The following is a 13,804-nucleotide window of genomic DNA, read 5'->3' as shown; positions in this document are numbered from 1 at the left end:
GGCCTCAGATGGCGTTGATTCCGCCCACAAGACTGGCGGCACCCTCGTGCATTCCTCGGGCTTTGAGAATGTCGAGTGCCTGCAGCGAGCGCACACCGGCCTGACAGAACAGCACCGTCAGCGGCGCCTCGGACTCCGGCAGCTGTGCTCCCTCCAGCAGGGCGCTGAGCGGAACATTGTGCGCCCCGGCAATGGTTCCGGCGGCGTACTCGTCGGCTTCGCGCACGTCAACCAGCAGGGTCGACTGGCCCGCCTGTAGGCGGGCTTCGAGGGCCGCCGGTGTGATGACGGCCGCGGAGTCGAGGTGGTCGACCGGTGCGCGGTCGGGATCTGCGGCAACCGTGAGGCTCCGCATGGTGCTGGCCAGTCCGTCGTAGATGAGAACCGAGCCGAGAGCCGATTCACCCACGCCGGCGAGCAGCTTGATGGCCTCCATCGTCATAAGCGTGCCGATGATTCCCGGCAGCACGCCGATGACTCCGGCTTCCGCACATGTAGGTGTTGAGCCCGGGTCGGGGGCTTCCGGGTAGAGGTCGCGGTAGGTGCCGGTCTTTCCCGCCCAGAAGACGCCCACCTGACCGGAGAAGCGCAGGACCGAACCCTGGATGACGGGTTTGCGCAGCATTTCGCACGCATCGGAAATGAGGTAGCGGGAATCGAAACTGTCGGTGCCGTCGATGACGAGGTCCGCATCCCGCAGCACGTGCAGGGCATTATCGGCGGTCAGTCGGTCGGTGTGGAGGGTCAGTTCGATGCCGGGGAACAGACCGCGGCACACATCGGCGGCTGATTCTGCTTTCAGCCTGCCGATATCGGATTCGGAGTGAATGACCTGGCGGTGCAGATTGCTGCGTTCGACAACGTCGTCATCGATGATCTCGATGTGGCCGACACCGGCTGCCGCCAGGTACTGCAGGACGGGAGCTCCGAGCCCGCCTGCGCCGACAACTGCGACGCGCGACTTCAGAAGCCTGGCCTGGCCTTCTTCGCCGAAACCGGCCAGGCCCATCTGCCGGCGGAAGCGATCCGCGTCCTCCGGTGTCAGATCGAGGTGCGTCTGATCAGTCACTGTGTGACCCCCATTCCGCGGAATCCTTCGGCCGGGTCGTGGCCGGTGACAAGCCCATCAAAGCTGCTGGAAGCAACAGCACCGTGCCGGCGTGTGGGAATCCGGCCGGCGCGTGCGGCCCAGTAGCCGGATTCAACGGCCATGCGCATGGCGCGCGCCATGGCAACGGGGTCTTCGGCGCGCGTGACGGCACTGGCCAGAAGAACAGCGGAACATCCCAGCTCCATGGCGAGTGCCGCCTCGGAAGCGGTGCCGATCCCGGCATCCAGCACCACCGGAACAGAGGCGCGCGAGCAGATGAGCTCGATGTTGTGCGGGTTGAGGATGCCCAGGCCGGAGCCGATCGGCGCACCCAGCGGCATGACGGCCGCGGCACCAGCGGATTCCAGTCGCTTGGCCACGGCAGGGTCATCAGATGTGTAGACGTAGGGCACGAAGCCGCGCTCGGCGAGCATTTCCGTGGCTTCGAGCGTGGCGATGACATCCGGCAGGAGGGTCTTTTCGTCCGCAATGACTTCGACCTTCACCAGCGAGGTTTCGCACGCTTCGCGAGCCAGTTCAGCGGTGAGCACAGCGTCGGCTGCGGTGTAGCAGCCTGCGGTGTTCGGCAGCACCTTGATGTCCAGTTCGGACAGCATGGCGAACAGCGAACCGGCTTCTGTCGGGCTGTAGCGGCGCATGGCGACGGTTGTGAGTTCAGTGCCGGATTCCTGCAGGGCTGCCCGCAGGTTGGTGTGGTCTACTGCCCCGCCGGTTCCCATGATGAGCCGGGAGGTCAGGGTGGTCGGGCCGATTGTCAGCGGCTGCACATCAGCCTCCCTGCACAGCTGTGACGATGTCGATGACCGCCCCGTCTTCAACATCCGTCTGGGCCCACCGTGCCCTTGGGATGACAGCTCCGTTGAGTGCTGCTGCGATGCCGGGTCGGCTGCCGTCTGCGGGTGTTCCGTCCGGGTTGAACTCCTTGTCGGTCGTGCGCGCCACGACGTCAAGCACCGTGAGCTTGCCGTCGAGCTCCTGCTCGGTGCCGTTGACCTTGATGCTCATGGGATCCTTCCTTCCGGGTGGGTGTCGGCGGCTTGGGCCGCCAGGCGGGATACGTACGGGGTCAGGAGGATGCCGTGCCGGGACAGTCCTCCTGCAACAACAACTGCCGAGGTGCCGCTCACCTGAGTCCGTGTCACCACTGGCATGTCGTCTTCTGTTGTGGGGCGAGCGCGGGTGGTCACGTCGATGAGGTCGCAGTCGCGCAACCCGGGAACAACCGTGATGGCATCAGCCAGGAGGTCGGCAACGCTGCCGAGGTCTGTGTCGGGGCGGTCTTCGCGGACGGATGCGCCGATGACGATTTCGCCGCTTGCCCGCGGCACGACGTACACGCTGCGGCCGGTGACGACGGCGCGGACAGTGCGGGATAGCAGCGGGCCGAAGCGCAGACGGTTTTCGGGTACTCGCACGCGGATGACATCGCCGTAGACCGGCCGTAGGCTCAGTGCCGCGTCTTCAGGCAGCCCCGCGATGTCGGCGATGCCCATGCCGGCGGCCACGACTGTCGTGTCGAAGCTGTGAAGAACGCCGTCAGCGGTTTCGACGGCCGCACCCTCTAGGCGGGTGACGCGCTGCCGGACAAGTGCCTCCGGTCCCAGTGCTTCCAGCATGGCGTTCGTGAAACGGCGTGGGTCGATGCGCAGGTCACCGGGGATTTCAGCCCCGGCTGACAGGCCCGGAGCCAGGGCGGGTTCGAGACGCGCGAGCCTGCTGCCGGGCAGGTGGTTGAACGCCAGTCCGCGTTCGCCGTAGGCCCTCTCCATTCGTTCGAGGTGTTCGCGGTCGCCGGGGTCCGCTGCCACCAGGAGGGTTCCGGCGGTTTCGTAGCCGACCGCGTCATGTGGCATCCCGAGCAGTTCCAGGAACTCCGGGTATTCGTCGAGGGCTTTCTGCATGATGGGCAGCAGACTGTCTTGGCCGAACTGGACTTCAGCAACGGGGGCGAGCATGCCGGCGGCCGCGTAGGAGGCTCCGCTGACCGGCGCGGGATCGAAAACGGTGACATCGTGGCCTGCGCGCTGCAGCCGCAGGGCTGTGGCGAGTCCGAGGATTCCCGCCCCGATGACCGCTGTCTTCACCATTCTCCTCACGTCGGCATGATCCGCTTCGAGTGCTGATGGTCGGCCGCTTCGCCCTCTCAGCCGGGCGTGTCCCGGCTCCCATGAACCGCCCTCAGAGTAAGCCTCCGACGGTGCTGGAGCAAATAGCCTGCGCTCTTGGAACAAGCGGGCGGTGTCAGTACCGCCTCTGGGGTTTCTGGCAGGTGGGGCACCAGTGGGATGTGCGTCCGGCAATCGTGCTGCTGCGCACGGTTTCACCGCACCGGGTACACGGACTGCCGGCTTTGCCGTAGACGCCGAGGCTGCGGTCGAAGTATCCGGATTCGCCGTTGACGTTGACGTACAGTTCGTCAAAGCTCGTTCCGCCGGCCTCAATGGCACGGGCCATGACGTCCCGGGCGGCGTGCAGGGTGTTTTCAATCCGGCTGATGCGCAGGCGGTCGGTCCGGGCGGCAGGGTGGACTCCCGCGGCGAAAAGCGCCTCGTCAGCGTAGATATTGCCGATTCCGGACACCACGCCCTGATCCAGCAGAGCGGCCTTGATTGCTGTGCGGCGGCCCTTGAGAGTCCGCGCTAAGCCTTCCGCATCGAATCCGTCCTCGAAGGGGTCCGGTGCAATCCGGGCGGCCGAAGCCGCAACCAGACGCGGCGAGCCAAGCCCCGTCACGAGAGGCTCCAGGCCGATGTGGCCGAAGATCCGCTGATCGACAAACCGCATCTGCCACGGGGTCCCGTCGGCTGAGCACATGTCGAACACGGCCCTGGTGTGCCGATGCACGGCATCGGCGGCGGTGTGGATCCTCACCTGCCCTGACATGCCGAGGTGGAGGGCCACTGCCCAGCCGGCCGGCACCTCGGAAGCGGAGTCGGGAAAGACGGAGCCTGTGGCCAGGGGCAGCCACATGAACTTGCCGCGGCGGCACGCCCCTTCGACACGACCGCCGGGAACAGAGGCGGTCAGACGGTCAACAGCGGTCGCATCGACCGTGCGCTTAGAGGTGGTGCCCAGAATGCGCGGGTCGAGCACCCGCAGGGATTCGATTCGCGAGCCGACCGCCCACGGTTCAAGCCCGCGGCGAACGTGCTCAACTTCCGGCAGTTCCGGCATCAGGCGCGGGACCAGTCGGGGTGTTTCTCCCGGATGGCCTTGACGGCTGCTTCGGCGGCGACGAGTTCGGCGTTCTTCTTCGACGTTCCCTCACCGCTGCCCCACGTGGTGTCGCCCAGCTGTGCTTGCGCCGTGAAGACGCGCGCGTGGTCGGGTCCTTCCGAGGTGATGTCGTAAGTCACGACTCCCAGGCCGAGGTCCGCGGCGGCTTCCTGCAGGGTGGTTTTGTAGTCCATGCCGGCACCGAGGTTGACGGCGTCATCGAGCATGGGGTCAACGAACCTGTGCACGAGGTCTTCCGCTACCTGCCGGCCCTGGCTGATGTAGCAGGCGCCGATGATCGCTTCGACTGTGTCGGCCAGGATCGAGTCTTTGTTGCGCCCGCCGGTGAGCTCTTCGCCCTTGCCCAGCAGAAGGTAGTCGCCGATGCCGTACTGGCGGGCAACAGCGGCCAGAGCACGGGTGTTGACGACGGCGGAGCGCATTTTCGCCAAACGCCCTTCGGCCATTGCCGGGTTGTTGTGGAACAGCCATTCGGTGGCAACCAGCTGCAGCACGGAGTCGCCTAAGAACTCCAGGCGCTCATTGGTGGGGATGCCGCCGTTTTCAAAGGCGTAGGAACGGTGTGTGAGTGAAAGACGAAGCGTCTCGGGATCAATGTCGATCCCGAGACGCTCGTTGAGTTCACGCAGATTCTGCGCTTCAGTCATAGTGTCAGGCGTCAGCGACCTTACGTCCCTTGTATTCAAGGAACAGGGGGTTGCCGTTGGAGTCTTCCACCAGCTTTGCGTGGTGGGGGCGCGAGTACACAACGCGACCGTTCTCCACAGTCTTGACCAGGCCGGGGACCTGAGCCTTCCACTGCGAACGACGGTGGCGGGTGTTGCTGCGCGACATCTTACGCTTCGGAACAGCCACGTCTAGCTCTCTTTCTTCTCTAACTGATGTTTCAGTGCCGCGAGGCGATCGTTGATCGATCCCGCTTCTTCGTCTTCGGGGAATTCGCCGACGGTGTACGAAAATTCGCCATCGTCGTCCGATTCCACCGGGTTGAGCGGAAGCGCCATCACGACTGCATCGCGGATGAGCGGTTCGAGGTTGATCTTATCGCGTTCAACGGCATAGGAGTCTTCGTCTTCTCCGCGTTCGTAGACGAAGAGCTCCTGGACTTCGACTGACAGGGGCAGTTCGAGGTCCTCGAGCGTCCGCGCATCCTGACCTTTGGCCAGGGCTTCGAAGGTTCCCGAGGCGTAGATGCCGTCGACAACGCTTTCCAGCCGCAGACGAACCGTGAGCGGATCCCCTTCCGGGACGCCGATCATTTCGTTCCGCAAGTCCTCAGGGGCGGCAACGGTCACGTCGACATCGGTCCACGCGCCGGGCTTGTCGGCTACGCCGAGCTTGCGCAGGTCGAGCTGCAGATCTTTGCGTTCCACGGCTCTCCCCTTTCGCGTTTCCCAGTGTTTGATGGCCGTCGAAATATGTGCGCCCCTGATGACACACAGCGTTCCATTCTAGTCCAGGCCGCCGTGGCCGGGCAAATTGCTGTGCTCCCGGTGCAGATAGTGCCCGTAGAATCTGTCTGACCCGCATTCCAACAGTGAGGATCCTCCTATGGCCGGTGGTCTTGCCGCCCTTCTTGACGACGTTGTCGCACTGTCGCGCGCAGCTGCCGCATCCGTCGATGACATCGGTGCTGCAGCCGGGCGTGCTTCGGCCAAAGCCGCCGGTGTTGTTGTTGACGATGCTGCGGTCACCCCGCGCTATGTCGACGGCTTTTCGCCGGCTCGCGAACTCCCCGTTGTGTGGAAAATCGCCCGCGGGTCGATCATCAACAAACTGGTGTTCATCCTGCCGGCGATCATGCTGCTCAGCCAGTTCCTCCCGTGGGTGCTCACTCCCCTGCTTATGATCGGCGGGCTGTATTTGAGCTACGAAGGTGCCGAAAAACTGTGGGAACTGGTACTTGGTCGTTCCCATGCGAAAGAGGCTCCGGCGGTCGAACGCGGTCCCGAACAGGAAAAGCAGATCGTCCGCGGGGCTGTGCGCACCGACTTCATCCTGTCGGCCGAAATCATGGTTATCGCCCTGTCCACGGTCGACCACTTGGGCTTTTGGACCAGGCTCATTTCACTCATCGTGGTTGCCCTGTTCATCACAGCCCTGGTCTACGGGGTCGTGGCAGTCATTGTGAAGATGGACGATGTCGGACTGCACCTGGCGAAGAAGCCCTCAACCGAAAAGCTGGGGCTCGGCATTGTGAAGGCCATGCCGATTGTCATGAAGACACTTTCAATTGTCGGCGTCATCGCGATGTTGTGGGTCGGCGGTCACATTCTGCTGGTCGGCATGCACGATCTGGGCTTCAGCCCGATCTACGACTTCGTCCACGCCTGTGAAACCACGGTTGCCGCAGCCACGGGAGCGTTCGGTGCGGCTTTGGGATGGCTGGTCAACACGTTCTTTTCAGCAGTTTTGGGACTCGTGGCCGGAACGATCGCGTTCTGGGTGCTCTACCCCTTGCTGCACAGGAAGAGCGCTGAGAACCTTGACGAAAGCACCGCTTCGGCAGCCGCAAACGGTTCGTCAGGGAGGACACAGTGAAAGCACTGCTTATCGGCATGGGCACGATCGCCAACGACATTCAGAGTCTGCTGGAGGGCCGCCCCGTCGAAGTGTGCGGGGCTGTTGTCCACCGCGACACTGATCGTGAGTCCGACATCCCGATCTTCGGGCAGGACCGTCTGGAAGAGGCGGCTGAGGGCGCCGACGTCATTGTTGAGTGCGCCGGCGGTGCCGCAGTGCGCGCCTACGCCCCGCGAATTGCCGCGATCGGCAAGCCGTTCGTGCTGACCAGTGTGGGAGCGCTGGCTGATCAGCAGACGGCCGAGGTGCTGCTGGGCATGCCGAACCTGGTGGTCACGAATGGTGCGATCGGCGGTTTCGACGTGCTGCGCTCAGCCGCTCTGCTCGGCTTCGATCGCGTGTCCATCACCACGACGAAGAAGGCGTCCACCCTCGTCCAGGACTGGATGGACGATGACGAGCGCACGCGCCTGAAACAGCTGCCGGCTGGGCAGACCGCGCAGGTGTTCGACGGTGACCCGGAAGAGGCAATTGAGAAGTTCCCCTCGAACCTCAACGTGGCAACAGCTCTGGCCTGGGCAACCGCCGAGCGGGGCCTTCCCGACGGCCGTGTGTCGCCCGAGTCCCTGCGCGCATCGCTGACCCGAGTGCGCGTCGAGCTGATCGGGAACGGATCAGACGACCCCACGTTCCACGACATCGAAGCCTCCGGTGCGGCGGGCGACTTCACGTTCCGCATCTCGAGTGCTCCCTCACCGCACAATCCGTCGACGAGTGCGCTCACGGCAATTTCAATCGTGGGCGACCTGCTGGAACTGGCCGGCAGCTGAACCCAGCCGCCCTGCACCTCACCGGTCCGGCACCTCGGCGGTTTTCGGGCGAGGTGCCCGCAGAGTCAGGCCTGCTGCCAACATCAGCACCCCGCCTGACAAGAAGAAGATCGAGCCGACCCCGGCGACGGAGGCCACGGCCGAAGCCGCAATCGGCATGACCACCTGCGACAGGCGGTTGCCGGCCAGGCGGATCGACATCACGGCGGCCCGGTTGCCCGGTGTTGCCAGCATCGACACCCACGTCATCGTCAACGGCTGAGTCAGCCCGAAGCCGAAACCGGACACCACCATGATGATCGCGAGGAACGGCACCCACACCCACAGGGGAATTGCGAAGACCGTAACGCCGGCGGCAAGTGAGGACAGCCACAGCAGAAGCATCGGATCAAACCGAGCTGTGAGCGCACCCATGAACGCACGCGACACGATCGTCGCAACTGTCCGCACCGTGATGAGCGCAGTGACGACGACAACCGACAGGCCGTGCTTTTCGCCGATGACCGGCAGATAGGCGCTCATCAGATCAATTGCCGCCAAGGTGGCCATCGAGGCGAAGATCGCCGGCTTCATCCCCGGCGTGCCCAGCAGCGCCCGCGGCGAAACCGCGGCAGCCTTCGCCTGCGCCCTCCCGACCCGTTTGACGGCGGGACGACGCATGACGACAAAGACACAGGGGAAAGCGAGAGCCGCGAGCGCGCACATGGCCCACAGCCCCGCCTCGGCATTCGGACCGGTTCCGTCACTCGCCCAGGCGGCAACAGCACCCGCCAGGGGCATGCCGAGGGTCTGTCCGATCGACACGCCCAGGGTCAGAGTGCCGAAGCGAGAGTTGAGTTCCTGCGGAGCGAATGAGGCGGGGATGAACGCCTGCGATGACACCGTCATGAGCAGCTGGCCGAGCCCCAAAAGCATGGAGAACAGCACGAGCGCGGGAATCCCCGAACTGAGCGCGGCACCTGCCAGCGCGGCGGTGCAGGCGGCAGTTCCCACCCAAAGAATGGGTACGTAGAGACCGCGGTCCACGAGCCTGCCCACGGTGAGTGCCGCAAAGAGCGGAACGAGCGAATAGGCCGTCACCATCATGCCGACGGCAAAAGCGTCACCGCCCTCAGCCAGCGTCTTATACGACACCATGACCTTCGCGGCATTGAACGTGCCGTGCAGAAGGACGGTATGGAGGACAAGCCCGAAGAACCAACCGGGGCGCACTATGTGTTCTTCAGAGAGTCAAGAGCTGTGAGAACGGGGCCGGGAACCATGGACGAAACATCGCCGCCCAGAGCATGCACTTCGCGGATGAGCGATGACGACACGTGCTCCAAGTGAGGCGAACCGGGCAGGAAAATGGTTTCGACGTCCCCGATTTCGCTGTTCATCCGCGCCATCGGAAGTTCATAGGCGTAGTCGGTTCCGCCTCGGATGCCCTTGACCACACCAACCGCACCCACGTCCTGGCAGTAGTCGACCAGCAGACCACCCGGCACATCGTCGATTGTGAGATTGTCAGGGGCACCGGATTCGGCGAGGGATTCGCGGATCAGCCGAACCCGTTCGGCAACCGGGAAATTGCCGGTTTTGTTGGGATTGTGCACAACGGCAAGAACAACCTCATCGAAAAGCTTGGCCGCACGCAGCGCCACATCGATGTGGCCCAGGGTGATCGGGTCGTAGGAGCCCGGGCAAACGACCTTCATTCTCCGCTCCTCTCAACAAGCCACAGCGCGGTTTCGCCGTGAAGAGACTTCGCGTACACGCTAAGACTATGCGGCAGCTGCGGCTGGGGCGAGCGTGCGCTTCGCTCTATGACAAGAAGCGACGCGTCGTCTTTCAGCAGCCCCGCGGCTGTTTCGAGCAGCTGGGCAAGTTCCGATTCCCCCAGCGGGTAGGGCGGGTCGGCGAAGATGACGTCAAAGCGCTTATCGGAACCCGCGAGGGATTCGACGGCCGGTTGGGCGGCGCGCACCTGGACGGAGCAGCTGTCGTTCAGTCCGAGGGTGCGGATGTTCTTCTTCACGACCTGAGCCGCTTTGCCGGCGCGCTCAACAAACACGGCCCGGGTGGCACCTCGGGAGATCGCTTCGAGGCCCAGGGCTCCAGAACCGGCGAACAGGTCGAGGACGTTGGAGTCGGCGAGCATCCCCAGGGAGTCCAGGCGGGCGAAAAGGGATTCGCGCACCCTGTCCGAGGTGGGGCGAGTGTCAGAGCCGGACGGGGTTTCGATCCTGCGCCCGCCCAGGCTGCCGGCGATGATGCGGGTCATGAAACCTCCATGAGGTCATCGCCCGCGAGGTCATCAACATAGGCCCGCAGTTCGGGCGTGCCCTCCGGGTGGGCGTCCATATAGGCGTGTGCGGCAGTGCGGGCGGCGGCGACGATTCCTTCGTCGCGCAGCACCCGCAGGTAGCGCAGCGAACTGCGCGAACCCCACTGGCCTCGGCCCAGAACATCGCCTTCGCGGCGGTTGTCGACATCGTGTTCTGCAATCCGGAATCCGTCCAAAGTCCCGGCGACCGTACTCAGCCGTCCCACCGCCTCGTCGTCTGTGGTGCGGGAGGTCACGAGGAAGCAGATCGCCTGCTCGCCGTCACGGCCGATCCGTCCGCGCAGCTGGTGGAGGGTAGCTAAGCCGAAGCAGTCGGCGTCGAGGATGACCATGGCGCGGGCCCGGTGGACATCCACGCCGACTTCGATGACGGTTGTGGACACGAGCACGTCGATGTCGCCTGCCGTGAACTCCGCCATGACGGCGTCTTTGTCTTCCTGCGACATCTGTCCGTGCAGTGCGTCAACCCGGCGGCCGGCCAGCCTGGGAACAGCGTTGATCGCGGCGAGTGCAGAGTCGATGCCGAACAGCTCTGGGTCGTCTTCAATCCGGCTGACGACAACATAGGCCTGCAGCCCCGCCTCGACGTGTTCGGCCACGACCTCCCACACGCGGTCCATCCAGTGGGGGTGCGTGCCGAGAGCGACAACGTGGGTGGCGATCTTCTTCGGCCCGCCCGGCATATCGGTCAGGGTGGACACGTCGAGGTCACCGAAGACGGTCATGGCGACTGTCCGCGGGATGGGGGTTGCCGTCATGACGAGGGCGTGTGGGATGACTCCCCCGGCTTTTGTGCGCAGGGCTTCACGCTGGTTGACGCCGAAGCGGTGCTGTTCGTCAATGACGACCAGGCCGAGCGCTGCGAAGATCGTGGTGTCCGACAGCAGCGCGTGAGTGCCGACGATGATGTCGATCTGCCCGCTGGCCAGGTCCAACAGGATCTTGCGCCTTTGGGCCTGTGGGGTTGATCCGGTCAGCAGCGCGATCCGCACACCTTCTGCCTGGGAGAACAGAGTGTCGTCGGTGCGCAGCTGACCGAGCATGCGCGAGAAGCTCTCATAGTGCTGTGCGGCGAGGACTTCCGTGGGCGCCATGATGGCCGCCTGGCGGCCAGAGTCGACAGCCTGGAGCATGGCCCGCATGGCCACGAGAGTCTTACCCGAGCCGACGTCACCGTGCAGCAGCCGATTCATCGGCGAATCCGAATCGAGGTCCTGCGAGATTTCGGTGCCGGCCCGCCGCTGCGATTTGGTCAGCGGCCACGGCAGGGACTCATCAAAGGATGCGAGCAGGCCGTCGACTTTGCCGGGCAGGCGGACGGACTGTTCTGCTTTGGCCCGCTGCCGGCGGCCGTAGAGTTCGGCCTGCAGGGCGAAGGCCTCTTCGAAGCGGAAGCGCTCCATGGCCTCTTTGACATCGGCCTCGTTTTTTGGCCGGTGAATCATGGTGAGGGCTTTGCGCAGGTCAGGCAGGCCGTGGTCGGCGAGCACCTCTGCGGGGATGGGATCGGTGAAGTCTTCTGCGCCGAGGGCATCGAGCACGGTGCGGATTGTCTTTGCGAGCCGGTCAGATGCGAACTGTTTGCTGGACCGATAGATGGGGATGGGGTTTTCGATGTCCCCGCGGTCGATGTAGTCCTCGTGTCCCAGCCAGCGGGGATTCTGGATCTGCAGGGAGTTGCGGTAGACCTTGATGTCGCCGGTCAACACCATGCGGGTGCCGGGCTTGAGCTGTTCGGCGAGGTATTTCTGGTTGAAGAACGTCGCAGTGATTTCGGCGTGTTCGTCTGCCAGTGTCACTTCGGTGATAGTGCCGCGCCGGTTGCGCATGGGCCTGGTGTTCACTGATTCGATGGTGGCGTAGACGATTGCGGTCTGCCCGGCCTCCAAGCGGCTGATTTCGGTGACGGTGCCTGGATGGATGTAGGTGCGCGGGAAGTACCGCAGCAGTTCGCCGACTGAGCTGATGCCCAGCTTGGCGAGTGCTTTTTCATCGCGGCTGCTGACGAAGTCTGTCAGCGGTTTCATTCGACACCCACATCGGCGCAGACTCCGCTGAGGTCTGCATCGAAGATTTCGGCTTCGGCTTCCGGATAAGCGCGGCGCACGGCGTCCTCCATGGCCTCGCGCATCGGAGGCGTTGCCTGTTGGCCGTAGCTGATGGTGATGAGTTCGGGGTCACCGTCGGCGGCCAGACGCGAGATGGCCTCGACGATGGCAGCTTCCGGCGTGTGTTCGATGAAGAGGATGCGGCCCTCAGATAGGACCAGCACGTCGGTTTTCGTGTACACCAGCGGGCCGGCCGCGGACTGTCCGGCGAAGCACAGCCGGCGGATGTCGAGAGAAGCGGCATCGGCCATGTCCTCTGCGACGTCGTCGGCGTCTGCGTGGGGGTCGAAGACCGCCAGTGCGCTGACCATTGAAATGGGGCTGCCGGTGGGGATCGCGTAAACACCGTCGGCGGCTGCGGCGTTGATGGAGGCTTGCCCTTCGGGGCTGTCGGCAACGAGCACCGTTGTGGTGCCGTCTGACAGGACGTCGTGCAGGCTTCCCGCTTGTTCGCCGCGGTCCAGTCGGATGGCTATCGCACCTGTCAGCGCGGCCCGCAGCATGAGCGGCGCTGTGGAAGCCGCGGCCGCTGCGCGCAGCGGCCCGTGGTTTGCGCCGTTGACAAGGTCTTCTGTCCGCAGCTGCGCCAGCCCGTACTGTTCGACGTCGCGCAGCACGCGCAGCGCGTGGGCTTCGCTCGTGACGTGCACGTGCACCATGGGCCACGAAATGACGACCGACCGGGCGTCAGCTTTCGCGAGGATGCGCTTAAGCGGGCGGGTTCGGTCTTTGCTGTCGCTGAGCGTGAACACGAGCTCCAGCGTGTCGGCACCCGTCGCGGCACCAGCACCCGCCACCCCGGCACCTTCCGCGGCACCAGTGCCAGCCGCACCGGCACCCGCCGCCCCTGCACCTTCTGCGGCACCAGCGCCAGCCGCCCCGGCACCAGCCGCACCGGCACCTCCTGCGCCACCACACGTAACCCCATCACCCGTGAGCTTCGGCACGACGGAAGTCAGCCCCGCAATGGGGCTGGAGGTTTCGCCGACCGCTCCCCCGGTGACGGTGAGGTACAGCAGGTCAAAGATTTCGACGATGCCGCTGGCGCCGGCGTCGACCACCTGCGCCTGGCCGAGCACGTCCAGCTGGCCGGTGGTGTCGCGCAGCGCTTCAATCGAGCAGGAGCGCACTGCTTCAATCTGCTGCACGAGCTCCGCGCCTTCGTCGGCCTGGGTGCGCGCGGTTTCGGCCATCGCGTGCAGCACTGTGAGCATAGTGCCGTGTGTGGGTTCGGCAATTGCGGTCTGTGCCCGGTGGGCAGCCAGTTCAATCGCCGAGGCGAAGCGGTCGGGCGTGAGGTCACCTTCGGCGAGAGCCGCCTCGCCGAGTTCGTCAGCGACTCCCCGCAGGGCAACGGCCAAGATGAGACCCGAATTGCCGCGGGCGCCCCGCAGAGCACCGGCGGCCATCGCCTCGACGACCCGCGGCAGAGTTGCCGGCCCGTCAATGGCCTCTACAGCTCGGTAGGCGGATTTCACGGTGGCGTACATGTTCGATCCCGTGTCGCCGTCGGCTACGGGGAACACGTTTATGGAGTCGATGCTGCCGCGCTGGCGGCGCAGTCGCTCCACTGCCTGCTGCGCCCAGCGGGCAGCCAGCCGCCCGCCCCAGCGCATGCTGTTGTCGTTCACCATGTCCGTTTCCGCTAAGCCGTCCGTTTCCGCAAAGC

The 13,804-nt window shown here is 64.7% G+C and carries 15 protein-coding genes and 1 riboswitch; of the genes, 2 read left to right on the top strand and 13 right to left on the bottom strand.

Going from position 1 to position 13,804, the window contains the following annotated elements:
* Positions 1–4: 4 nt before the first annotated feature.
* From HMPREF3087_RS01265 to HMPREF3087_RS01230, 8 genes are all read right to left on the bottom strand, one after another.
* Entirely contained in the window at positions 5–1,069 is a 1,065-nt protein-coding gene (locus HMPREF3087_RS01265) for a ThiF family adenylyltransferase (protein WP_070427772.1), read from the bottom strand.
* Complete coding sequence (locus tag HMPREF3087_RS01260; protein WP_370919310.1) at positions 1,066–1,932, bottom strand: thiazole synthase; 867 nt, start codon at positions 1,930–1,932, stop codon at positions 1,066–1,068. Before HMPREF3087_RS01260 ends, HMPREF3087_RS01265 begins: the two co-directional genes overlap by 4 nt.
* Positions 1,880–2,116, bottom strand: coding sequence for a sulfur carrier protein ThiS (gene thiS / locus HMPREF3087_RS01255; RefSeq protein ID WP_070427771.1), 237 nt, complete (start codon positions 2,114–2,116; stop codon positions 1,880–1,882). Before thiS ends, HMPREF3087_RS01260 begins: the two co-directional genes overlap by 53 nt.
* Positions 2,113–3,198 carry a glycine oxidase ThiO gene (thiO, locus tag HMPREF3087_RS01250; protein ID WP_070427770.1) on the bottom strand — a complete coding sequence of 362 codons (1,086 nt, stop codon included), beginning with the start codon at positions 3,196–3,198 and terminating at the stop codon, positions 2,113–2,115. Before thiO ends, thiS begins: the two co-directional genes overlap by 4 nt.
* A riboswitch (TPP riboswitch) is annotated at positions 3,184–3,290 on the bottom strand. (Overlaps the previous gene by 15 nt.)
* Positions 3,291–3,352: 62 nt before the next feature.
* The gene (gene mutM, locus HMPREF3087_RS01245; RefSeq protein ID WP_070427769.1) at positions 3,353–4,285 is read right to left on the bottom strand and encodes a bifunctional DNA-formamidopyrimidine glycosylase/DNA-(apurinic or apyrimidinic site) lyase; all 933 of its coding nucleotides are present in this window, start codon (positions 4,283–4,285) and stop codon (positions 3,353–3,355) included.
* Positions 4,285–4,995 (bottom strand): ribonuclease III, encoded by a 711-nt coding sequence (gene rnc, locus HMPREF3087_RS01240; protein ID WP_070427768.1) that lies wholly within the window; start codon positions 4,993–4,995, stop codon positions 4,285–4,287. Before rnc ends, mutM begins: the two co-directional genes overlap by 1 nt.
* Positions 4,996–4,999: 4 nt before the next feature.
* Positions 5,000–5,203: a 50S ribosomal protein L32 gene (gene rpmF, locus HMPREF3087_RS01235; RefSeq protein ID WP_019174811.1), complete on the bottom strand. Its 204-nt coding sequence runs from the start codon at positions 5,201–5,203 to the stop codon at positions 5,000–5,002.
* Between the two features lie 2 nt (positions 5,204–5,205).
* Positions 5,206–5,721: a YceD family protein gene (locus HMPREF3087_RS01230; protein ID WP_070427767.1), complete on the bottom strand. Its 516-nt coding sequence runs from the start codon at positions 5,719–5,721 to the stop codon at positions 5,206–5,208.
* Between the two features lie 178 nt (positions 5,722–5,899).
* Here HMPREF3087_RS01230 and HMPREF3087_RS01225 point away from each other — a divergent pair, with 178 nt between their 5' ends.
* Together HMPREF3087_RS01225 and HMPREF3087_RS01220 are read left to right on the top strand one after the other, a co-directional pair.
* Positions 5,900–6,889 (top strand): DUF808 domain-containing protein, encoded by a 990-nt coding sequence (locus HMPREF3087_RS01225; protein WP_070427766.1) that lies wholly within the window; start codon positions 5,900–5,902, stop codon positions 6,887–6,889.
* On the top strand, positions 6,886–7,701 hold the full coding sequence (locus tag HMPREF3087_RS01220; RefSeq protein WP_141738840.1) for an aspartate dehydrogenase domain-containing protein: 816 nt from the start codon (positions 6,886–6,888) through the stop codon (positions 7,699–7,701). Before HMPREF3087_RS01225 ends, HMPREF3087_RS01220 begins: the two co-directional genes overlap by 4 nt.
* 18 nt (positions 7,702–7,719) lie before the next feature.
* Here HMPREF3087_RS01220 and HMPREF3087_RS01215 read toward each other — a convergent pair whose 3' ends face one another.
* From HMPREF3087_RS01215 to HMPREF3087_RS01195, 5 genes are read right to left on the bottom strand one after another with little or no spacing between them, the layout of a single operon-like run.
* The gene (locus tag HMPREF3087_RS01215; RefSeq protein ID WP_070427765.1) at positions 7,720–8,913 is read right to left on the bottom strand and encodes an MFS transporter; all 1,194 of its coding nucleotides are present in this window, start codon (positions 8,911–8,913) and stop codon (positions 7,720–7,722) included.
* Positions 8,913–9,398: a pantetheine-phosphate adenylyltransferase gene (gene coaD, locus HMPREF3087_RS01210; RefSeq protein WP_070427764.1), complete on the bottom strand. Its 486-nt coding sequence runs from the start codon at positions 9,396–9,398 to the stop codon at positions 8,913–8,915. The genes HMPREF3087_RS01215 and coaD overlap by 1 nt, the downstream gene beginning before the upstream one ends.
* Entirely contained in the window at positions 9,395–9,964 is a 570-nt protein-coding gene (gene rsmD, locus HMPREF3087_RS01205) for a 16S rRNA (guanine(966)-N(2))-methyltransferase RsmD (protein ID WP_070427763.1), read from the bottom strand. Before rsmD ends, coaD begins: the two co-directional genes overlap by 4 nt.
* Complete coding sequence (locus HMPREF3087_RS01200; RefSeq protein ID WP_070427762.1) at positions 9,961–12,054, bottom strand: ATP-dependent DNA helicase RecG; 2,094 nt, start codon at positions 12,052–12,054, stop codon at positions 9,961–9,963. Before HMPREF3087_RS01200 ends, rsmD begins: the two co-directional genes overlap by 4 nt.
* Positions 12,051–13,769, bottom strand: coding sequence for a DAK2 domain-containing protein (locus HMPREF3087_RS01195; RefSeq protein ID WP_070427761.1), 1,719 nt, complete (start codon positions 13,767–13,769; stop codon positions 12,051–12,053). The genes HMPREF3087_RS01200 and HMPREF3087_RS01195 overlap by 4 nt, the downstream gene beginning before the upstream one ends.
* Positions 13,770–13,804: the final 35 nt, after the last annotated feature.

It is taken from the genome of Brevibacterium sp. HMSC22B09 (assembly GCF_001806795.1).
In the GTDB taxonomy this organism is placed as follows: Bacteria; Actinomycetota; Actinomycetes; order Actinomycetales; family Brevibacteriaceae; genus Brevibacterium; species Brevibacterium ravenspurgense.
Note: the sequence above shows the minus strand (reverse complement) of the source record. Positions and strands in the feature narration are given on the sequence as shown.

Excerpts from the sequence above, each read along its gene's own strand:
- HMPREF3087_RS01225 (WP_070427766.1), top strand. The coding sequence starts at position 5,900 with ATGGCCGGTGGTCTTGCCGCCCTTCTTGACGACGTTGTCGCACTGTCG.
- HMPREF3087_RS01200 (WP_070427762.1), bottom strand. The coding sequence starts at position 12,054 with ATGAAACCGCTGACAGACTTCGTCAGCAGCCGCGATGAAAAAGCACTC.
- mutM (WP_070427769.1), bottom strand. The coding sequence starts at position 4,285 with ATGCCGGAACTGCCGGAAGTTGAGCACGTTCGCCGCGGGCTTGAACCG.
- rnc (WP_070427768.1), bottom strand. The coding sequence starts at position 4,995 with ATGACTGAAGCGCAGAATCTGCGTGAACTCAACGAGCGTCTCGGGATC.
- thiS (WP_070427771.1), bottom strand. The coding sequence starts at position 2,116 with ATGAGCATCAAGGTCAACGGCACCGAGCAGGAGCTCGACGGCAAGCTC.
- HMPREF3087_RS01260 (WP_370919310.1), bottom strand. The coding sequence starts at position 1,932 with ATGTTGAAGACGGGGCGGTCATCGACATCGTCACAGCTGTGCAGGGAG.
- coaD (WP_070427764.1), bottom strand. The coding sequence starts at position 9,398 with ATGAAGGTCGTTTGCCCGGGCTCCTACGACCCGATCACCCTGGGCCAC.
- thiO (WP_070427770.1), bottom strand. The coding sequence starts at position 3,198 with ATGGTGAAGACAGCGGTCATCGGGGCGGGAATCCTCGGACTCGCCACA.
- rsmD (WP_070427763.1), bottom strand. The coding sequence starts at position 9,964 with ATGACCCGCATCATCGCCGGCAGCCTGGGCGGGCGCAGGATCGAAACC.
- HMPREF3087_RS01195 (WP_070427761.1), bottom strand. The coding sequence starts at position 13,769 with ATGGTGAACGACAACAGCATGCGCTGGGGCGGGCGGCTGGCTGCCCGC.